Origin of the sequence: Paenibacillus terrae (assembly GCF_000943545.1) — a bacterium.
Taxonomy (GTDB): domain Bacteria; phylum Bacillota; class Bacilli; order Paenibacillales; family Paenibacillaceae; genus Paenibacillus; species Paenibacillus terrae_A.
This window is the reverse complement of record NZ_JTHP01000013.1, coordinates 63100-84526: the sequence shown is the minus strand read 5'-3', so window position 1 is coordinate 84526 and position 21427 is coordinate 63100. Positions and strand designations below refer to the sequence as shown.

Sequence of the window (21427 nt, the reverse complement as noted above, 5' to 3'; positions counted from 1 at the left end):
TTTCTTCGCCACCTTCTTATATTCGGACAAATGACAAATGAAAAGAATTAAAATATGCTGATGTTGTTGGGTATTGTGGTACTACTGATTCTTTGGGATGGCCATGAATACAATACAACAGGTTCAATGCTAAAAGAAGCCATTCAGGGAGGAATGATGGGCTTAGGAGCCTTAAGTAGGATGGTGGTCGTTTGGTAAAAGAAAATTAATATTATGTAATTTCCCCGAATGGGTGGGTTCAATTGCGAACCTACCTTTTTCATTGAACATAGTTATGGTTCTTTCTGTAAACAAAACCACTAATTTGTACGATATATACATAAGGATGATTTATTGTTAAATATACACTTTAAAAATATAGTATAACGTATTCTTTATATTCGATTTCATTTAAGGATAACCAGCTACTTTATACGCCTAACGCATGATACCTTTTTTACAACTGGAACCTAAAGATTTACCTTTAATTAATACAGTTCGTTGGTACCAATTATAATGTCACTAAATAAAAACCCAAAAGTACGCTTTTTTTGAAAAAAAGTTGGTAACACACTCAAAGAAGTTATTACCGATACTGATGATAGAAGAAGTATGATCCGCTACTTAAGATTAAATATAATTTTCCAATAACTAATCATTCTAAGAATTGTATAGGTTTTGACCGTTTTGTTGAAGCTTGATACAATAACAGAAACTATGCGGTAATACTTTACTTAGATTAGGTGGGTCTACATTGAAAAATAATAATGATGCCTTAGATATGTGGTTGTCATTGTCTAATAGTTATTCTAGTATCCATGATAAATTAGAGCAAGCTCTAGAAGAGCAGTATGATTTGTCCTTAAAAGAGTTCTACGTTTTATATTTTATATCTAATGCAGAAGATAAAGAGCTAAGATTACAGAAGATCCAAGAAATGGTGGGTTTGAGTCAAAGTGCCACATCTCGATTGGTTGTGAGAATGGAAGCAAAAAACTGCGGTGCCTTGGAGAGACATATATGCGAAGATGACAAAAGAGGAATTTATACAAGAATTACAGAACTGGGAGAAAACAAATTTCAACGTGCACTAAAAACTTTCAATGAATTGTTGGAAAAGGAATTTCAGCAGGGTGAGTTGACAACGCTGCAAAGTGTATTTCATAAAATGTAATAATTGACCATATTTGCTGAATAAAGCGTTGTAAAAAAAGGGCTCACTGATGTTTAGTGAGCGTTTTTTTGTTTATAATACGTACTATAGTTTGTAACTGTGTAAAAGAACATAAAGTTCATGATAGGGCTGTTTTTAAAAAATATTTCATTATGGCTTGACAATACCTTTTCAATCCGTTAAATTAAATGCATGCGCATGCTTTAATATTCATGTATGCATTATAAAAGAATTTAATGCCGTTCAAGAGAGGAGATTAAAAATGCAATATATCAAAGATAAAGTCATTATCCTAACAGGTGCTTCGAGTGGGATAGGTGAAGCTACAGCACTATATTTGGCTAAACACGGAGCAACAGTTGTACTTGCAGCAAGAAATGAAGGAAAACTCAGAGCTTTGACTGAGCGTATTAAAAACGATGGCGGTAAGGCATATTACAAAGCAACAGACGTTACTGTTAACGATGAAGTTCAAGCGTTGGTAAACTACACAATGGACCATCTGGGTCGCGTTGACACGTTGATCAATTGTGCAGGCTACATGCTGTTTTCCATGTGGGATAATGCACACATTGAAGAGTGGGAAAAAATGATTGATTTGAATATTAAAGGAACATTATACGGTATCGCCGCTGTACTGCCACACATGAAAAAACAAGGACAAGGACAAATAATTAACGTTGGTTCTATAGCAGGACATGCGGTTGGAGAAGGCCATGGAGTTTACAGCGCAACAAAGTATGCGATGAGAGCAATCACAGAAAGTTTGCGTAAAGAAATGTCTGTGAAGTACAACATTCATGCCGCCTTGGTTTCTCCAGGAGTGATCGCAACAAACTGGCAAAGTACAGTAACAGATCAAGATGTCAAGTCGGTATTGGAGAATCTAAACAATGTGGCTATTGACGTCGAATATGTAGCAGAAACCATTGGTTTTGTGGTGAATAAGCCGGCTAATGTCTTAATCAACGATGTAATTGTATCTCCTACAGCACAAGAATGGTAAGCCTCTTTGGCTTTAGGGACAATGAAAATCTCAAACCAAAGGAATGATAAAATGAAAGTTTTGGTAGTGGGGTCAAATGGACAAATTGGACAAAAGCTTATCACTTTGTTAAACGAAAGCAAGGAACATGGCGTGCGCGCAATGGTTCGAAAAAAAATCAGGCTGAAGACTATGAAAAATTGGGCATAGAAACAGTTCTTGCAGATTTGGAAGGTACAGTTGATTCAATTGTAGAAGCTGCCAAGGGATGTGATGCTATTGTCTTCGCTGCAGGTTCCGGTGGTAAAACGGGATATGATAAAACGTTGCTCATTGATTTAGACGGTGCAGGTAAAACCATTGAAGCTGCCGAAAAAGCAAAAATCAATCGATTTATTATGGTTAGTGCAATTCAAGCGAATAACCGTGAAAATTGGCACGAAAATATCCTTCCTTATTATGCAGCAAAGCATTATGCAGATAGAGTTTTAGAAAGTAGCAATTTAAACTATACCATTATCCGACCAGGAATTCTTTTGAATGAACCGGGTACAGGCAAGGTATCCGCTGCCGAAAATATCAAAAATGGCAGTATTCCACGTGAAGATGTGGCTAGTGCCATTATAACTGCTCTAAGTGAGAAGCACACTTTCAGAAAGGCATTTGATTTGATAGCCGGTGACGTCTCAATTGCGGACGCATTGCAAAAAATCTGAGTGGAGGAAGATGGAAAATATGAAATATAAGGACATATTAGAACCTTTTACTTTGAAAAACGGAGTGACATTGAAGAACAAGTTTGTAATGGCTCCAATGACAACTTGGTCGGGGAACACGGATTTCACAATTTCCGATGAAGAGGTTGCCTACTACGAGAAACGCGTTAATGGAGTAGGACTTGTCATTACAGGTTGTACCCATGTTACGGCCAACGGCATTGGATTTACCGATGAATTTGCCGGGTTTGATGACAAATACATCCCAAGCTTGCGAAAACTAGCTAATGCTGCCAAGCAAGGGGGGGCACCTGCCGTTTTGCAAATCTTTCACGCAGGTGATAAAGCAATACCTGAGCTCATTCCAGACCATGATCTGGTAAGTGCCAGTTCTTGGGGCGAATCATCCGGAAGATTGACAAGAGCGCTTACCCACGAAGAGATCCTAGATATGATCAAATCATTTGGCGAAGCGACGAGACGTGCAATCGAAGCTGGTTTTGATGGCGTTGAAATTCATGGTGCGCATGGATTTTTAATTCAGAATTTCTTATCACCTTTTTTTAACCAGAGGACTGATCAATGGGGAGGTAGTCTTGAAAACCGCCTTCGTTTCCCGATTGAGGTTGTGCGTGAAGTAAAGCGAGTGATTGAACAATATGCCAAGCAACCTTTCATTTTGGGCTATAGATTCTCTCCAGAGGAGCGTTCTCAGCCAGGTGGGCTAAGAATGGAAGAAGCCTACATTTTAATTGATCGATTAGTAGAACAGAACGTGGATTATATCCATGCATCCTTGGATCATGTCCTCTCTATGCCAGTTGAGACACAAAGCAATAAGACTCGAATGGAACTGATTTCTGAATATGTAAACGGTAGAATTCCCCTTATTGTGGCAGGTTCCGTTACTGATCCGTCACTTGCAGCAAAGGTATTGAATTCTGGTGTTTCGTTGGTGGCCATTGGCAGAGCATTGATCATAAATCCAGATTGGGTGGAGTTGATTGAGTGTGGGCAGGAAGATCAGATTGAATTGAAGGTAAAAGTCTCGAATCTTGACCAACTTCAAATTCCTTCGAAACTACTTAATGTTATTAAAACTTCGCAAGGATGGATACCAATTACTGATTGAAACGCTGCTGTTTTCTTTTGTTCCCATTGGGTTCTTAGTTATGGGAATCATCTCAATTTTGTTCAGAACCTACAAATGGAACTATTGATATTTCTTTGGATTGACTTCATTACGTATGGCAAAAACATCTTACTCTTGGGGAACATATCTTCTTACTGTTTCAAGGCATGTTCAAACCAAAAAAGCTACGCGCATTTTGCGTAAGCAAGGATTTCGTAATTTATATGTCATTGAATAATAATGGTTGACAAGGAAATAAATCAGTAATATTATAAATGCATGCGCAAGCAAATAAAAACAAGAGGAGATAAATATTATGAGTAAAGCAACATTGAAAGACTATGAAGAAATTGTTAATACGATGCAGGGATACATTCAGGGTAATATTGAGGGTAAAGGCGATGTAATGAAATCTACTTTTCATGAGGATGCTATCATGTATGGGTACACGAATGATGGAAACCTCAGTACAGGTTCGATTCGAAATCTCTATGAATTGATCGACACGTTGGGACCTGCAAAAGACTTGAAGTACAGAATTGATGTTCTAGATATTGCTGTTACCGTTGCCGTAGTTAGAATTATTCTAGAAGGACCTGGAGTTGAATATGCTGATTACCATACCCTTCTTAAAGTGGATGGACAATGGAAAGTGATTTCTAAAGTATTCCATCAATACTAAGACTAACACGTTATCACGAAATAATAGCTCGAATCGCGGCTAAGTACAGCTGTGATTCGAGCTATTCGATTATAACTACCATGATTGAAGTAGAAGGTGGTGATATTTTTGGAAGTCAACAATAATTCTTTGGATACATGGTTATCATTGGTTTATATCCAGATCGCGATCAATGAGGGACTGGAGCGAGCGTTACAAGAAAAGTATGACCTATCGCTGAAAGAGTTTTATGTCTTATATTTTTTGTCTCAGTCGAACGAAAAGAAATTGCGTATACAACAGTTGGAAAAAAAAGTGGGATTGAGCCAAAGCGCTGTTTCCAGATTAGTAAACAGAATGGAAGCCAAAAGTTGTGGAGCATTACAAAAGAACGGATGCGAAATGGATCGAAGGGGGATTTATACTCATATTACTCCGTTAGGTGAAGTGAAGCTGAAAAATGCATTAGAAACGTTCAATAAAGTAATTCAAACCAATTTGAAAAAAGAAGAGCTATATACGAAAATTAGTGATCTGATGAAAACTATCTGACGTTGTATATTTTGCATTCATCAGGACATAACTAAGTTAGGTGAACTCTAAAACCACCGTAAAGATATGAAAAAGATGTTTGGGTTGACAAAAGAAATAGTTTTGGTAATATATAAATGCGCGTGCATGCATCTAATAATCTAAAAATGAGAGGAGTCTTTCTTGTGAAAGATTTATTTAGCCCCTATACAATAAAAGGTATGGAATTGAAGAACCGTATTGTGATGTCTCCAATGTGTCAATATTCAGTTGATAACAAAGATGGAGTTGCCACCGATTGGCATTATATGCATTACGTTAGTCGAGCAGTCGGAGGTACAGGATTTATCATGATTGAAATGACAGATGTCGAGCCGGATGGCCGAATTTCAGATTTCGATTTGGGCTTATGGTCCGATGAACAAATTCCAGCGTTGAAGCGAATCGTTGACGCTTGCCACAGCTACGGCGCCAAGGTGGGAATTCAAATTGCTCATGCCGGTCGGAAGGCGGAGGATGCCGAAGTACCTATAGCACCATCTGCGATCGCCTTTGATGAAAATTCAAAAACACCTCGCGCCCTTTCTACGGATGAGGTCAAGGGCCTGGTTGAGAAGTTCCGTAGTGCTGTTGCTCGCGCAGTGAAGGCAGGATTCGATACGATTGAAATTCATGGCGCACACGGCTATTTAATTCATCAATTCCATTCTCCACTTACAAACAAACGTGATGATGAGTATGGCAAAGATCTGACCTTGTTTGGTCGAGAAATTATCAAAGCGGCGAAAGGCGAAATGCCAGAAGACATGCCGTTGTTGATGCGCATTTCGGCTAAAGAATATGTTGAGGGTGGTTATGGTCTTCAGGAAAGCATCGCGTTTACCAAAGAATATCAAGCAGCTGGAGTAGATATGTTTGATATTTCATCTGGTGGTGAAGGTCCTATCGCTGCATGGGGGAGACCAGGAACGCATGCTGCTTATCAGGTTCCACTGGCTAAAGGGATCAAAGAAGCCCTTGATGTTCCAGTAATCGCCGTTGGACGACTAGATGATCCCATTTTGGCGAATGCCGTAATTGGTAATGAAGAAGGTGATCTGGTTGCCGTGGGTAGAGGATTACTGAGAAATCCTTACTGGGCGCTGGAAGCTGCTTCGAAATTAAGAAAAGAAACACAAATTCCAAAACAATACACTACAGGCTTCTAAGCAAAAGCTGTGGGATATTATACCAAAGAACAAGCATGAAATGAAGGGAAATACAACCAGATGACAACAACTCGTGTTTTAAGTGTACCAAGCGCCAAAGCGCCTTTTGAAAAAACGACAATTCAACGCAGAGAATTGCAGCCCAATGATGTATTAATTTCTGTTAAATACAGCGGTATCTGTCACTCCGATATTCACAGTGCTTATGATGAGTGGGAGGGAGGAATCTTTCCCATGGTTCCTGGCCACGAAATTGCTGGAATTGTACAGGCTGTTGGTTCTTCAGTATCAAAATTTAATGTCGGAGATCGTGTTGGAGTTGGTTGCTTTGTAGACTCCTGTGGTGAATGTGAGTATTGTCTGAACGATGAAGAACAATATTGCACGAAAGGTGTAGTACAAACATATAACTCTATTGGATATGATGGTAATCCGACATATGGTGGTTATAGCCAAAACATCGTCGTTCAAGAAAGCTTTGTTGTTCGAATTCCAGATGCATTGGCTCTGGATGTAGCCAGTCCACTTTTATGTGCAGGCATTACAACATATTCGCCACTGAAACACTGGAATGCAGGTCCGGGTAAAAGAGTAGCAATCGTGGGTGTTGGAGGTCTTGGCCACCTTGCCATCCAATACACACACGCTTTGGGCGCCGAAGTTACTGTTCTGAGTCGTTCTGAAGACAAAAAAGCTGAAGCTTTAAGTTTCGGTGCCGATCATTATTATGCGACAAGCGACTCAGCAACATTTACCGAATTAGCAGGTGAGTTTGACCTTATTCTTAATACCGTATCTGCAAATCTGGATGTTGATGCCTATTTGTCTTTGCTCCGCGTCAATGGAACGTTGGTTAATGTGGGTGCTCCAGCGGAACCGGACCGTTACAATGTATTTTCGTTACTTACAGGTCGTCGTAGCATTGCGGGCTCGCTTGTTGGTGGCATTAAAGAGACTCAGGAGATGCTTGATTTTTCTGCCCAACATGGAATTGTTCCGAAGATTGAAGTAATCCACGCGGACCAGATTGAAGAAGCTTACGAGCGTGTATTGAAAAGCGATGTACGTTATCGATTTGTAATTGATGCATCAACTTTATAAAAAACTGACTATCATTCAAGTGGAGGTTAATTAAATGTCTTATTCTGAATCTGTACAACCATTATTCCATCCATTTACTTTAGGGAATCTTACACTATCGAATCGTATAGTGATGGCACCAATGACTCGAAATCTGTCTCCTAATGGGGTTCCTGGTTCAGACGTAGCTGCATATTACCGTCGAAGAGCAGAAAACAACGTCGGACTAATCGTGACGGAAGGCACTGTCGTTAATCATGCTGATGCATCTAATCAAGAAGATGTGCCTTTCTTCTATGGTAAAGAATCGTTAGACAGTTGGGCAAATGTAGTATCCGAAGTTCATAAGGCAGGAGGGAAAATCATCCCTCAGATCTGGCATATGGGCGCACGGGGGAATGTAAATGATTATTCCGAATCAGAAGTTGTTGAAATCGTTAATGCTTTCGCTCAAGCAGCATCGGAAGCTAAACGCATTGGGTTTGATGGCATTGAAATTCATGGAGCCCACGGCTACTTGATTGATCAGTTTTTCTGGGAGAAAACCAATGAACGCACAGATCGCTATGGTGGCAGCCTGGTTGCGCGTACACGTTTTGCTGAAGAAATTGTTAAAGCATGCCGCGATGCAGTGGGCCCTGATTTTACGATTGTACTTCGTATTTCGCAGTGGAAGGGAATAGACTACTCTGCTAAATTAGCTAAGACTCCGGACGAATTAAAACAATTTCTCAAACCACTAGTTGATGCTGGAGTGGATATTTTCCATTGTTCCACCCGCCGATTCTGGGAACCTGAATTCGAAGGATCTGAATTGAATCTTGCGGGTTGGGTTAAACAAATTACTGGAAAGCCAACGATTACTGTTGGTTCGATTGGCTTGGATGGTGATTTTATGGCACTATTCACAGAAGGTAAAGGTGCTACTAACGCAGGGATCGAAGGTTTAGTTCAAAAATTTGAAAATGATGAATTTGATTTGGTTGCCATCGGCAGAGCCTTGTTAGTAGATCCTGAGTGGGCGACTAAAATTCGAGAAGGACGATTGGATGATTTGGTGCCATTCACACCTGAAGCGCTTAAGACGCTTTACTGATTAACATTAACGAATTCTGGGCTGGTCTTCGCTGGCCCTTTTTTTAATCGTCCTAAGCCATGTTACACTGCAATCAATGGCCGCACCTCCAAGTTTGGAAAGAGAGACGCGACGAAGTAAATTAACAGTGCTTATTTGAAGTATGAAGGGATTACAAACACACTTTCTCTATGGGTTGAGATACCAACTATAATGTAAATCACAGGTACTAACTTTAATGTAATCGTGTTATGGGTTCCCTATTTGCAAGTACCAACTTTAATGTAATTTAGTGAAGAGGCAAAAAACATCAAAAAGTTGAAATTACTGAGTTTTTAAGGTACCAACTTTAATGTCACTAAACAGAATTATCTAATCGTAAAAAACGATATGCTTTACATATTGTATTTGGCAATTAGTAAAGCATATCAAAATAAAGGGTACGGGAAAGCAGTTGTTAATGAGATAATAAATAAATACTCTAACTATCGGATTTGCCTGAATATTGAAGAAGTTAACCCTAAATTTCTTAATAATAATCAAAGAATTAAAAGGAAAAATTTTTTTCAACTCTTAGGTTTTGAGTCTCAGGATTACTTGTTTTCAAATTATGAAGTCGTGACTTTCGTAACGATGTCAATAAACGGGGATGTATCCTATAAAGAAATTCATGCGTTATTCGATTAGTTTAAAAAGCTAAGATAGACTGAGAATAACACGGACGGGTAGCAAGAAAAATTATCAAAAGAACGGTATCTAACTGTAAATATGTTGATGGCGTGTGCATATTGGGGTAAAAGCTAATATGCACACTTTACTATATTTTCTTGATGTCATGATGAAGAAAAAAGTCAGATCATTAAACTAACGGGAAACGATAGTTCAATCTCCAACTAAGACTAGGCTGCCGATCAATGTCGGCAGCCTAGCTCTGTCTTTGCCCATTAACGTAAACAACTCAACAAGATAAATGTAGGTTTATTCCATACGTTTGAGACGCTGGTATTTCTCCAATCATAGCGAAATTCCCAGAACTTATATTTAACATATTTATCCATCTACTTTGCCCATGGTGACAGCGACGCTGGTACTACCCCTACCCGCAAATGTATGTGAAAATATGTTTCGAAAAACGGCGGGAAGAAAATTATAAGGCTCTGAAGCACCCGCTGGATGCGGAAGCGTTCATTGCACCGTTGAAGCAGGCCATGAAAGATGGATTAGAAAAACTTGATACTGGTCTCCATAAAAACCCAAAAGTCCTGATCACTGAGAAGGGGAACGGTTGGATTAGCTTATCTCCGTTAGAGCCACAAGCAGAGCCGGTCAACTTATTGCAGATAGGATCTGAGATGCTTTGGCGCTGGCCGATGACGAGCCTCTTGGACATTTTAAAAGAGGCCGATCTATGTGTAGGATTTACGGAAAAATTCAAGACTGTTGCTGTACGTGAAGTGTTAAGCCGGGATACCCTGCAAAAGAGACTCATTCTGTCCCTTTATGGTCTCGGGACAAATACCGGGTTGAAACGTGTGAGTGCCGGTGAGCATGGAGAAAGCTACAAAGACTTGCTGTACGTCCGGAGGAAATTCATTCATAAGGATAATCTTCGAAACGCAATTTCCGAACTGGTGAATGCCATTTTTCGTTTTCGGATGCAGGATATTTAGGGTGATGCTACGACTTCCTGTGCATCGGATTCTAAAAAGTTTGGCGCATGGGATCGAGATCTGATGACCGAATGACATATCCGGTATCGCGGTCGTCACACGGCCACAGCGAAGTTGCATTCGCATTTTGTTACCTTTTGGGCTATCAGCTCATGCCACGGCTTAAAGCGATTCATTCGGAAAAACTTTACCGGCCCGAACCAGGCATGACGGATGCTTATCCGAATTTGCAACCAATGCTGACCCGACCAATTTCGGCAGCAATACGATCAAATGATGAAGTAGCTACGGCTCTGCGACTCGGAACTGTTGAAACGGAGGCAATCTTAAAACGATTTACCCGCAATAATTTAAACCATTCGACTTATCAAGCTTTGGGAGAACTCGACAAAGCAGTCAAAACGATATTCCTGTGCGATTACCTGCACTCTGAGGAGCTGCGCCGCGAGATCAATGAAAGGTTGGATGTCGTGGACAATTGGAACTCGACCAAAAGCTTTATTTTCTACGGTAAAGGCGGAGAAATTCTATCAACCGGTTAGAGGATCAAGAGCTGGCCGTATTGTCTCTTCATCTTCTGCAAAACTGTCTGGTGTACATCAAGACCATTATGCTGCAAAGCATCCTATCCGACCCGTAAATGGTTCGATATGATGGCTCCGGAAGACTTTCGGGCTCTTGCCCCACTGATCTACACGCACGTAAACCCTTACGGCACATTTAGGCTGAACATGAGTGGACGCCTTCCGTTGGAAGAAGGTGTACGCAAAGCGAAGGAGCTGGCGAAGTATCTCAGAGGGGAACGACCAGGTTATGCCTATCTCAAGAGCCTGTTTCAACATCTTCCAACAGAGCTGGGCCAAAAACATCGAAGAAGCTCCCCTATGCACCTACAGAAGAGGAGCTTAAACGCTACGATGCGGTTTGGCAAGCAAAGAACTTCCAAGACATGATGATCGCCAAGACGCTGCTATATACCGGGGGTCGGATAAAAGAGCTGATCAATGTCAAGTTGACCGATGTTGATTTCCACTACTGCCAAATCCGGATTAATAAGGGCGAGGGTAGCAAGATTCGCATTGTTCCATTCCTTCAATCGTTTAAGGGGATGCTGGCCATGCACGCCAATTCAATGAAAAAGAAACAGGAAGTTTATCTGTTCCAATCATCATGGAAGAAAAATATATGGATCGGGAAATAAGATAGATATTGGCCAAATATTTCGGAAGAAGTCGGTTTTGTACAAAACTTGTCCCCTCACAAGCTGCGACATTTCCTGTTGACTTGGCTTAAAAAGCAGGGCATCGATGACGCACTCATACAGCCTTATTCCGGTCACGAAAGCCGTAAGTCGTTAGAGGTCTATTCAAAGCTGGCGATCACTGATGCCCAGCAAGAGTACAACGAGGTTATCAATAAGTTTACCATATAATAACATCTACTTTGCGGGTGGTGTCAGCTTCGCTGGTACTAACCCATGAAGAGCAATTTTTTACCCTTTTATCGCATGAACTTACCATTGAGGATGATGAGGGTCGTGTTTTATTATCATTACAACAACAGCTCCTTACAAAATAAGTATTCTGATTGAGCAATTTTTTATCTGATGAAAGGTTCAATCCGTTATGAGAGGTCACTGGGGAGCTTTTTCTTATTGAAGGGGGGGCGGGAAGTGGTGACTGCGGGGGCCATATCCCTCTTGTGAGATAGGCAAATGAGAACAGTTTTTTTAGAACAAAAAAGAAAGCGGTTACAATCGTAGAGGGCTAATAAAGAATATCATTTCACTGTTTTCAAATTTTTTTTAAATCGGGAGGTATAGAAATGATAATGAAATCAAACGCGATACTGAGAATTGTTCCAGCTATTCTTGCAGGCGTGATTGCCCTTACCGGTTGCAGTGGCAATACATCAACATCTTCTGAATCAGGTGAAAGCGTAATTGGAAAAACAGTAAACCTTACGATGTCCGCTTGGGGAAACCCGGCTGAACTAAAGATTTATCAAAAAGGAATCGATGCCTACACCAAAGAACATCCAAACGTAAAAATAAAACTGATACCGGTGGCAAGCGACGGGTATGAGCAGAAACTATTGACACAGCTGCAAGGAGGTAATGCGCCGGACGTATTCTATGTCGGGGATGCTACGATGGTCAAGTTAGTACAAAACGGTACCCTTGCTGACTTGGGGGAATTTATGAAAACGGACAATAGCTACGCCAAACCGGATGAGTATGCAGACGGCTTATGGGGAGCTGCAAAAGATGGCGACAAAATATATGGTATTACAATGGACTGTAGTCCATTGGTAATGTACTACAACAAAAAGATGTTTAAAGATTTGGGAATTAAGACGCCTCAAGAATATTTTGATGAAGGCAAGTGGAACTGGGCGGCTTTTGATGAAGTAACAAAGAAGTTAAAAGACGCCGGCAAACAAGGATTTATTGGTGAAACCTGGACAATGGAAACCTGGATTTGGTCAAACGGAGGTCTCTCCTATGATGACCAAGGAAACTACGTAATGGATCAAAATCAAAAGGCTCATGAAGCCATCCAATTTGTAAACGACTTAAGGGAAAAAGGACAAATTAAATACGCCGGCTCTCTTCCAAAGGGGCAAGGATTAGATGCCATGTTTATGTCCAATCAAGTGGGAATTGTAGCAGCGGGGCGATGGTTAACCCCAATGTTCAGCCAGGCGAAAAATATGGAATTAGATTACATTTATTGGCCATCCAACACAAACAACAAAATGGAGCCAGTACAAGTTCCCATAGCCTTCTTTGCTGTAAACAAAAAGTCTAAAGAACAGGAAGAAGCAATGAAGTTTGTGACTTTCTATGGATCAAAAGAAGGCCAAAAGGCACGGCTTGCCGGAAACAGCAGTGCGGTTCCGTCGGTTAACGGTATTGACGATATCGTAACAAGCGACAAAACGATAGAGCATTCTCAATATTTACTTGATGCGCGTGAAAAAGGTTATGCCAACGGTTCCCTTAAGTATTTCAAAGGGCGTATTCCCGGTTTAAGCGAAAGAGTAAACGAACAATACGATTTGTTGCTATTGGGAAAACAAGATGTGGACACAACAATCAATAATATTACAGTAGAAACGAATAAACTAACAAAGGAGCGCGAAACGAACAAATAATTACACAAAATTAAGGAGAGGGATAGTGAGAAACCGATCCCTTTCTCTATTTCGATTTTAAATGGAGGGTGAGTCATGCGAAATCGTCAAAGGACGTTAGCGGGATATCTTTTTGTTTCCCCGCAATTAATCGGTCTGCTTGTCTTCTCTTTGCTCCCGGTTGTTTATGCTCTTGTGTTAAGTTTCATGAACTGGGATGGGTTTGGCGCAAGAACCTTTGTTGGTTTCGAAAATTTTGCGAACCAGTTTAACAATCCTGATTTTTGGATTGCAATGAAAAATACAGTCTATTATATGATATTCGTAATTCCGTCAAGCATTTTTCTATCCCTGTTCCTGGCAGTTGGCCTGAATAAAGTGAGGGGGAAGGAACTTTATCGGGTATTTTACTTCATGCCTGTAGTAACAAGCTCTGTTTCTATCGGGGTTATTTGGATGTGGATATTAAATGGTGATTTTGGGGTCTTGAATCTTCTTCTTTCGCATATCGGAATTAACGGGCCTGATTGGCTGACCGATACGCATTGGGTTATTCCTTCTATCGCTATGCTAAGTATTTGGTGGGGACTTGGCAACAACATGGTTATCTTCCTTGCCGGATTACAGGGGATTTCAAGAAGTTATTATGAAGCTGCTGAAATTGATGGAGCTTCACGTTTTAAACAGTTTTTGAACATTACTTTGCCATTGCTTTCACCAACAACTTTTTTTATTGCCATTATGTCTGTTATCGGCTCCTTTCAAGTATTTGACCAGGCCTTCGTAATGACGAATGGCGGGCCGGCTAAAGCAAGTTATACTCTCGTGTACCATATTTATCAACAAGGCTTTATTGACTTTAAAATGGGACAGAGCGCTGCTTCAGCAATGATTTTGTTTGTCATTATTCTGATCTTCACTCTTATCCAATTTAAAATGTCAAAAAGGTGGGTTCACTATGGCGAATGACGTTATGAGAAGTGTTGATAAGAATGTTATTCCAGTCATACAGAAAAAGGAAAAGAAAAATATTAAGCTGTCTCAAATTATTCTTCACGCTGTATTAACTCTTGGAGCAATGATAATGATTTTTCCCTTTCTGTGGACTGTAAGCAGTTCACTGAAAGATATGTCACAAATTTTTCTTGTGCCTCCGGCATGGATCCCTCACCCCATTAAATGGTCAAATTATATAGATTCCTTGACCGCGATGCCGTTCGGAAGGGCTTACTGGAACAGTTTCTACATTACGACCGTGTCTGTGTCGGCTACATTGCTTACGGCCTCAATGGCAGCCTATGCATTTGCCAAAATCCGTTTCCCTGGTGCCAAACTTATATTTATTCTTTTCTTGTCGACCATGATGATTCCAAAACAAGTAACGATGATTCCCTTGTATATCATTATGACGAAAATTGGGTGGCTTGACTCTCACTTATCCTTGATTGTTCCAGGCGCCTTATTTAATGCATTTGCTGTATTCTTATTACGGCAATTTATGATGGGTATTCCGAAAGAATTGGAAGAGGCAGCGATCATCGATGGGGCAGGCAGCTTTAAGATCTACTGGAGGATCATTATGCCGTTGATTCGTCCGGCCCTAGCAGCTGTTGGAATTTTCGTCTTTTTAGGTTCTTGGAATAACTTCCTCGATGCCTTAATTTTCTTAAATACACCAGAGAAATTTACAGTACCGTTGTTACTCAATACGTTTAAAGGCCTGTATATAGCAGACTGGTCATTAATGATGGCCGGAACGACGATCTCTGTTATCCCAGTATTGATTATTTATATTGTAGCCCAAAAGCAAATTATTGAAGGAGTCACGCTTACAGGCATTAAATAAATTATGTTTTGGGAGGATTAACAAATGCGAAAAATTACTTTTATCGGAGCGGGTAGTACCATTTTTACGAAAAATGTATTAGGTGATTGTATGATGGTATCCGCCCTTGATGGATTTGAGTTTGCTCTGTACGACATCGACGAAAAACGCTTAAAAGAATCGGAAACCATGCTAACCAACCTAAGAGATCGTTACAATCAGACAATCACAATTAAAGCCTATATGAATAGGCGAGAAGCGTTAGAAGGAGCTAAATACGTGATTAATGCTATTCAAGTGGGCGGGTATAAACCAAGCACCGTGATTGATTTCGAAATTCCCAAAAAATATGGCCTTCGTCAGACGATTGCTGACACCATCGGGATTGGCGGCATATTTAGAGGATTGAGAACCATACCTGTATTATTTGAGATTTCAAGGGATATTGAAGATGTATGCCCTGACGCCTGGTTTTTAAATTATACGAATCCCATGGCCTCCTTAACGGGTGCGATGCTGAGGTATACGAATGTCAAAACCGTTGGATTATGCCACAGCGTTCAAGTTTGCACAAAGGAACTCTTTAAGGCATTAGACATGGATCCTGATGGATTAGAAGAAAAAATCGCAGGAATTAACCATATGGCTTGGCTGCTCGAAGTGAAAAAGGATGGTAAAGATTTATATCCTGAGATTAAACGGCGGGCTTTGCAGAAGCAGATGTCCAAACATCATGATATGGTTCGTTTCGAGCTTATGGATAAATTCGGATATTATGTTACAGAATCCTCCGAACATAATGCAGAATATCATCCTTACTTTATAAAGCGCAGCTATCCTGAACTGATTGAAAAATTCAACATACCACTAGATGAATATCCGCGTCGCTGTGAAAATCAAATACGCGATTGGGAACAAATGAGAGAAACTCTTACAACAAACACGAATCTTGTTCACGAACGTTCAAAAGAATATGGCTCCAGAATTATCGAAGCTATGGAAACCAATAACTCCTTTAAGTTTGCGGGCAATGTTTTGAATTCAGGCGGGCTCATTAGTAATTTACCCCGTAAAGCTGTTGTAGAGGTACCGTGTATCGCTGATCGCAGCGGAATTACTCCTTGTTATATAGGGGAATTGCCTGAACAGCTTGCTGCATTGAATCGAACCAACATTAATACCCAACTACTAACCATTGAGGCGGCCGTCACCAAGAAAAAAGAGTATGTATACCAGGCAGCCATGCTGGACCCGCATACAGCTGCAGAATTATCTCTGGATGATATCATTTCCTTATGTGATGACTTAATCGAAGCACACGGAGAATGGCTGCCCACCTTTGAAGATCGGAATTATTTTACTTCCACTTGTTAATGTGTGATTAATAAAAAATGAATAATGTGTGTCACGGAACCGAATCGAAGCACGATTCGTTCCGAAAATAACAGGCTTAGGACCATACCCAGCCGACATCATTGAACGAAGACGGGACGGACATGCTGATCGAATCGGGAAGGTTATCCTTGTACCATTCTTCCTGAAAACCAATGCCTGAATCGCCGTCTTGCTTCTCCCACGATATGGGCCAGTATGGCCTGGTTGTAGAAAAAGTTATTGACAATTCCGTTGCATATTATCCTAAATTCACCAGTATAATAGAAGTTTTCTAAAAGTCCAAACTGCATACGAGGCAAGTATTTTTATATGTCAATCGATTGACATATAAAAAATGGGAGCTATACTTTTACTTTTAATTTGGGGAGGAGAGCCATGTTTAATTTAGATGAAAAAATCACCTTTCATAACAAAAATAATGATCTGTTAGCAATCGGAGAGATTCTTGTCGATCTGATATCAACCGATTATAATGAGGACTCCTTGAGCAATAGTTATCAAAAGTATTTTGGGGGATCACCCTCTAATATCGTGATGAATGCAAAAAAACTTGGAATTCGCTCGGTGGTAGCATCAGCGATCGGGGATGATGGATTAGGAAATTTTCTTTTGAAACAGCTCCAAAACGCCGGAATGAATACCGATTGCATTCAAACAGTACATGAGGCGACAAGCATGGTAATGCTGACGAAAAGCAAATCGACACCAATACCGATTTTCTATAGAGGGGCTGATTATCAACTGGTCTACACCTCAAAACTTGAACAGTACCTAAAAGATTCTAAAGTATTGCATTTTTCCTGCTGGCCAATCTCCAAATATCCTGCCCGCCAGACAATCGAGAGAGCAATCGAAATTGCAAAAGAAAACGGTGTGCTCGTTTGCTTTGACCCTAATTATCATAAAAGGCTCTGGGAAAAAGGCGAGGATGGGATCGGCTACGTTCAATCCATTATTGCAAAAAGCGATATTCTAAAACCATCTGAGGATGATGCTGAGCGCTTATTTGGCAGTGACTTACCCGAACGATACATCGAGAAGTTTCTTGAGCTCGGAGCTAAATTAGTTATATTGACCATGGGCAAGAAAGGAGCGCTTGTGTCCAACGGCAGCTCAATCGAAAAATTCCCTTCATTAGCCACAGAGGTGATAGATACTACAGGAGCTGGAGATGCTTTTTGGTCAGGGTTCTATACTGGGATTATAAAAGGTCATACGATTCGTGAATCCCTTCGTATGGGGTTTGCTACAAGTGCTTACAAATTACAATTTACCGGTGCCGTCATAGACTTGCCCAAACTTGAAGTCATTAGCTCCTTATACCGAATGTAGGAGGAACAAACATGCCATTAAAAAATAAAGTACAATTGATTTCATACCCTGACTCGCTTGGCGGAGATTTAAAAACGTTAAAGAATGTACTCAATTCACATTTTTCGGAAATTTTTAAGGGTGGTGTACATATCCTCCCTCCATTCCCTTCTTCAGGCGACAGGGGTTTTGCTCCGATTACCTATCTTGAAATTGACCCCTCATTTGGAACGTGGGATGATATCCGTGAAATAGGAGAACGTTTCGATATCCTAGTTGACTTTATGGTTAATCATATTTCACAGAAATCGGAATACTTTCAAGACTTTCTAAGATACGGTCGTAACTCAAAATATTTAGACCTATTCCTCACCTTAGATAAACTCTGGGATGATGGGATCCCCGTACAAAAAGATATAGACAAGATGTTCTTGCGCAAGCCACAGCCATACTCAACTTTTCAAATTCAAGAGAGCGACACATATGAAAAAGTATGGACTACGTTCGGAAAGACGGATCCTTCTGAACAAATTGATTTAGATATCCGTTCGGAAATGACAAAACAGATCCTCACCTTATTCTTCGAAAATTTTAAAAAATACAATGTCAAAATTGTTCGCTTGGATGCGGTGGGATACGTTATTAAGAAACTGGGAACTAGTTGTTTTTTCGTTGAACCGGAAATTTATGATTTTCTTGGTTGGATCAAGGATCTTGCTGAATCATTAGAGATTGAACTGCTTCCAGAAGTACACTCACATCACTCCATTCAGTATAAATTAGCAGAACATGGTTACTGGATTTACGACTTTATTTTACCCTACCGCATTCTGCAAGCCATTATAAACCAGTCTAGCGTAGCTCTCTGCGACTACTTGAAGACCCGTCCCGCCAAGCAGTTCACGATGCTTGACTGCCATGACGGCATCCCGGTTAAGCCTGATTTGGACGGACTAATTAATAGCACAGAGGCACAAGAACTCGTGAACATCTGTTTGGATAGAGGCTCCAATCTCAGCTTAATTCTATCGGATGAGCATAAAGGGGAGGACGGGTTCGATGTGCATCAGATTCGCTGTACCTACTACTCCGTACTTAATTGCGATGATGATTCTTACCTTGCTGCAAGAGCCATTCAATTTTTTGCACCCGGAATTCCACAGGTGTATTATGTAGGGCTGCTTGCCGGAGAAAATGACTATGAGCGTGTTGAGGCAACCGGTGATGGCCGTGAAATTAACCGTCACAACTACACTCTTGAAGAAATCGAGCAATCGCTTCAAAAAGAAGTCGTACAGCGGCTTCTGAAGCTCATTCAATTCCGTAACGATTATGAGGCATTTAACGGAGAGTTTAAAGTAAAGGAATCATCAACAGAAGAAGTTAGATTGCGTTGGGATCATAATGGAAAGTACTGCGAACTTCTTATTGACCTTATAACTAAGCGAACCACTATCCAATACATTGATGAGAATAGCAACTTGATTGAATATTTCGTCTGATTAACGAAAGAGATGCAGAGGACAATATACGATGTAGCGAAGAGAGCGGGAGTGTCAGTCACTACCGCTTCTCGAGTATTAAACAACCGGGGATACATCAGCCAGGGAACCCGGCAAAAAGTTTATCAAACTATCGAAGAAACTAACTATCAACCCAACGAACTTGTTTGCTCTTTATTGAGTAAGCAATTCAATGTCATCGGCTTGATCATTCCTAATGTTCCTCATCCCTTTTTCGGTGAGTTTACGGTAACATAAATGTGAAGCGAACAATGAATGAGTTATTTAGCGATGCCTCTGTATGCGCAGCTCCGATGTTCACCTCTAACCTTGAAAAGCTATGGGACAATTTAGATAAATCTAAATATTACGATCCGGATATCTTAATAGCGAAACACACAATACTTCCGTATTACGCGCCTTTTCTTCCTTCAGAAAGATTTGAAACACTGAAAAAAACTCTGCGTGTGGGAAATGGTTCGAGTGTTTACATGAAATTAGGTAAGGCGGCGTCCTCTCTTAAAAGTCCTCAATATCTACGTTATTGTCCCGATTGCTATGAAGAAGAGCAAGGAAGTCTAGGAGTAGCATACTGGCACAGAACGCATCAGATTGAGGGTGTGCAAGTTTGTCATGTTCACTACTGTGAGCTTATGGATTCTTCCATACCTATTGCTCAAAGAAAAAACAAACATGCTTTCTATCTTCTCGAGAAAGATGCTGTTAATGCGGAGGTTTTACGTAATGAGAGCATCCAAAATTTGGATGTACCAATATTTATATCGAAACAAACAAGCTATTTATTAAATCATGATTTAATGCCAATTGGCCTTGAACAGTTACATAGTTTTTATAAAAATGAACTTCTGAAAAGAGATCTAGTTACAGCACTAGGGGATGTAAGAATTAATGAACTAAAAACGCAATTCAATGCTTATTATGGGAGGGGATTACTCCAGAGCATGAATAGTTACATCGACTCTGAAGAAAACCATTCGTGGCTACATAAACTCTGCAGAACGCCTCGTGTCACATGTCATCCCCTTAGACATATATTACTCCTTCATTTCCTTGGTAAAGAAATTATTGATATCTATGGAAATCATAATTCTACATCCCATCCATTTTTGGCTCAGGGCCTTGGATGTGTTTAAACAAGGTGGCCAATCACTATAAACAACCGGTTATATCTGAGTGTTTGGTAACTAGATGCTCGGATACTGGAAAACCAGTGGGTACATTTTCGTGTGAATGTGGATTCGTCTATTCTAGAAGAGGTCCTGATAGGTCAGATGCTGATAATTATCGAATAGGCAGGATTAAATCATTTGGAAAGGTATGGAGGGATAAACTGCACGAGCTTAAACTAACCAATCTGCCTCTTAGACAAAAAGCTAAAATTCTTGATCTAAAACAGTGAAAAATCAAATAGAGACTTGCCAATTAACAATACAAGCAAGTGCAGGGGAAGCAATAAAAGAGAAATACCGTTTGGATTGGAGAGATTTACTTAGTACATACAGCGATGAGAAAATAGTGAATCTTCGCTTTAAAAGACCAGACGTCTACAGATGGCTATACAGCAATGACAGAGAATGGTTACTACAATACAATTTGGACCGAAAAACTAAGGCAGGTACTTTTGTTTCAAGGGTGAATTGGGTCGAGCGAGATTTAGAATTAGTATCGGAAGTAGAGAAAGTTTGCTTTGAAATTATGGCTAATACAACCCAAACAATAAGAATTACAACAAATGAAATCGGGCGAAGATTATATAAACTCCCTCTTCTTTCTAATCGATTGCAACGACTACCAAAAACTCAGATGATTCTTGAGAGGCTCAATGAATCAGTCGGTGATTTTCAGATACGCCGCATAAAAAACAATGTTCGATTACTACACAAAAGAGTAGGAATTCCAAAATCTTGGCAAGTAAAAAGGGTCTCAGGATTAAGGAAAGAAGTATGGATGAAGTATGAGAAACAAATTGAACAGGAAATCCGAGCTGTTATTGAAGAAGAGTATCTTTAGGTTCTTAGAGCTATTGC

Annotated in this window: 19 protein-coding genes and 4 pseudogenes; 22 read left to right on the top strand and 1 reads right to left on the bottom strand. The window is 40.3% G+C overall.

The features are described from left to right. Positions 1-733: 733 nt before the first annotated feature. From QD47_RS09180 to melA, 16 genes and pseudogenes are all read left to right on the top strand, one after another. Positions 734-1153 (top strand): MarR family winged helix-turn-helix transcriptional regulator, encoded by a 420-nt coding sequence (locus tag QD47_RS09180; RefSeq protein WP_044645842.1) that lies wholly within the window; start codon positions 734-736, stop codon positions 1151-1153. Between the two features lie 262 nt (positions 1154-1415). Then, positions 1416-2159 (top strand): SDR family oxidoreductase, encoded by a 744-nt coding sequence (locus tag QD47_RS09175; RefSeq protein WP_044645841.1) that lies wholly within the window; start codon positions 1416-1418, stop codon positions 2157-2159. Positions 2160-2210: 51 nt separating this feature from the next. After that, a pseudogene (locus QD47_RS09170) lies at positions 2211-2854 on the top strand (SDR family oxidoreductase). A gap of 10 nt (positions 2855-2864) precedes the next feature. Continuing rightward, positions 2865-3986 carry an NADH-dependent flavin oxidoreductase gene (locus QD47_RS09165; protein WP_044645840.1) on the top strand — a complete coding sequence of 374 codons (1122 nt, stop codon included), beginning with the start codon at positions 2865-2867 and terminating at the stop codon, positions 3984-3986. Between the two features lie 316 nt (positions 3987-4302). After that, positions 4303-4668, top strand: a complete 366-nt coding sequence (locus tag QD47_RS09160; protein WP_044645839.1) for a nuclear transport factor 2 family protein — start codon at positions 4303-4305, stop codon at positions 4666-4668. A gap of 108 nt (positions 4669-4776) precedes the next feature. Continuing rightward, positions 4777-5199, top strand: a complete 423-nt coding sequence (locus QD47_RS09155; protein WP_044645838.1) for a MarR family winged helix-turn-helix transcriptional regulator — start codon at positions 4777-4779, stop codon at positions 5197-5199. 164 nt (positions 5200-5363) lie between these two features. Continuing rightward, positions 5364-6386, top strand: a complete 1023-nt coding sequence (locus QD47_RS09150) for an NADH:flavin oxidoreductase/NADH oxidase (RefSeq protein ID WP_044645837.1) — start codon at positions 5364-5366, stop codon at positions 6384-6386. A gap of 60 nt (positions 6387-6446) precedes the next feature. Continuing rightward, positions 6447-7487 carry an NAD(P)-dependent alcohol dehydrogenase gene (locus tag QD47_RS09145; RefSeq protein WP_044645836.1) on the top strand — a complete coding sequence of 347 codons (1041 nt, stop codon included), beginning with the start codon at positions 6447-6449 and terminating at the stop codon, positions 7485-7487. A 34-nt stretch (positions 7488-7521) separates the two neighbouring features. After that, the gene (locus tag QD47_RS09140; RefSeq protein ID WP_044645835.1) at positions 7522-8562 is read left to right on the top strand and encodes an NADH:flavin oxidoreductase; all 1041 of its coding nucleotides are present in this window, start codon (positions 7522-7524) and stop codon (positions 8560-8562) included. A 369-nt stretch (positions 8563-8931) separates the two neighbouring features. Beyond that, the gene (locus QD47_RS34095) at positions 8932-9228 is read left to right on the top strand and encodes a GNAT family N-acetyltransferase (RefSeq protein ID WP_044645834.1); all 297 of its coding nucleotides are present in this window, start codon (positions 8932-8934) and stop codon (positions 9226-9228) included. Between the two features lie 404 nt (positions 9229-9632). Continuing rightward, positions 9633-11164, top strand: a pseudogene (locus QD47_RS34370) (Tn3 family transposase); the annotation flags it as partial. Then, positions 11161-11643 (top strand): annotated as a pseudogene (locus tag QD47_RS32475) (tyrosine-type recombinase/integrase). The pseudogenes QD47_RS34370 and QD47_RS32475, both read left to right, overlap by 4 nt. A 392-nt stretch (positions 11644-12035) precedes the next feature. After that, positions 12036-13367 (top strand): ABC transporter substrate-binding protein, encoded by a 1332-nt coding sequence (locus QD47_RS09120; protein ID WP_044645833.1) that lies wholly within the window; start codon positions 12036-12038, stop codon positions 13365-13367. A 75-nt stretch (positions 13368-13442) separates the two neighbouring features. Then, on the top strand, positions 13443-14315 hold the full coding sequence (locus QD47_RS09115; protein ID WP_044645832.1) for a carbohydrate ABC transporter permease: 873 nt from the start codon (positions 13443-13445) through the stop codon (positions 14313-14315). A gap of 109 nt (positions 14316-14424) precedes the next feature. Continuing rightward, entirely contained in the window at positions 14425-15192 is a 768-nt protein-coding gene (locus QD47_RS09110; protein WP_235332222.1) for a carbohydrate ABC transporter permease, read from the top strand. 24 nt (positions 15193-15216) lie between these two features. Further along, entirely contained in the window at positions 15217-16545 is a 1329-nt protein-coding gene (melA, locus tag QD47_RS09105; RefSeq protein WP_044645831.1) for an alpha-glucosidase/alpha-galactosidase, read from the top strand. A 76-nt stretch (positions 16546-16621) separates the two neighbouring features. Here melA and QD47_RS32115 read toward each other — a convergent pair whose 3' ends face one another. Further along, positions 16622-16792 carry a hypothetical protein gene (locus tag QD47_RS32115; RefSeq protein WP_161797164.1) on the bottom strand — a complete coding sequence of 57 codons (171 nt, stop codon included), beginning with the start codon at positions 16790-16792 and terminating at the stop codon, positions 16622-16624. A 149-nt stretch (positions 16793-16941) separates the two neighbouring features. Here QD47_RS32115 and QD47_RS09100 point away from each other — a divergent pair, with 149 nt between their 5' ends. From QD47_RS09100 to QD47_RS09085, 6 genes and pseudogenes are all read left to right on the top strand, one after another. After that, on the top strand, positions 16942-17898 hold the full coding sequence (locus tag QD47_RS09100; protein WP_044645830.1) for a carbohydrate kinase family protein: 957 nt from the start codon (positions 16942-16944) through the stop codon (positions 17896-17898). Positions 17899-17909: 11 nt separating this feature from the next. Further along, the gene (gtfA, locus tag QD47_RS09095; RefSeq protein ID WP_044645829.1) at positions 17910-19379 is read left to right on the top strand and encodes a sucrose phosphorylase; all 1470 of its coding nucleotides are present in this window, start codon (positions 17910-17912) and stop codon (positions 19377-19379) included. A 12-nt stretch (positions 19380-19391) separates the two neighbouring features. Then, positions 19392-19622 (top strand): annotated as a pseudogene (locus QD47_RS30620) (LacI family DNA-binding transcriptional regulator); the annotation flags it as partial. Between the two features lie 17 nt (positions 19623-19639). Then, positions 19640-20533: a TnsD family Tn7-like transposition protein gene (locus QD47_RS09090; RefSeq protein ID WP_268794235.1), complete on the top strand. Its 894-nt coding sequence runs from the start codon at positions 19640-19642 to the stop codon at positions 20531-20533. Further along, positions 20524-20799, top strand: a complete 276-nt coding sequence (locus tag QD47_RS34080) for a TnsD family Tn7-like transposition protein (protein WP_082067139.1) — start codon at positions 20524-20526, stop codon at positions 20797-20799. Before QD47_RS09090 ends, QD47_RS34080 begins: the two co-directional genes overlap by 10 nt. Next, positions 20796-21410, top strand: a complete 615-nt coding sequence (locus QD47_RS09085; protein ID WP_082067138.1) for a TnsD family Tn7-like transposition protein — start codon at positions 20796-20798, stop codon at positions 21408-21410. The genes QD47_RS34080 and QD47_RS09085 overlap by 4 nt, the downstream gene beginning before the upstream one ends. The last annotated feature ends 17 nt before the right edge of the window (positions 21411-21427 follow it).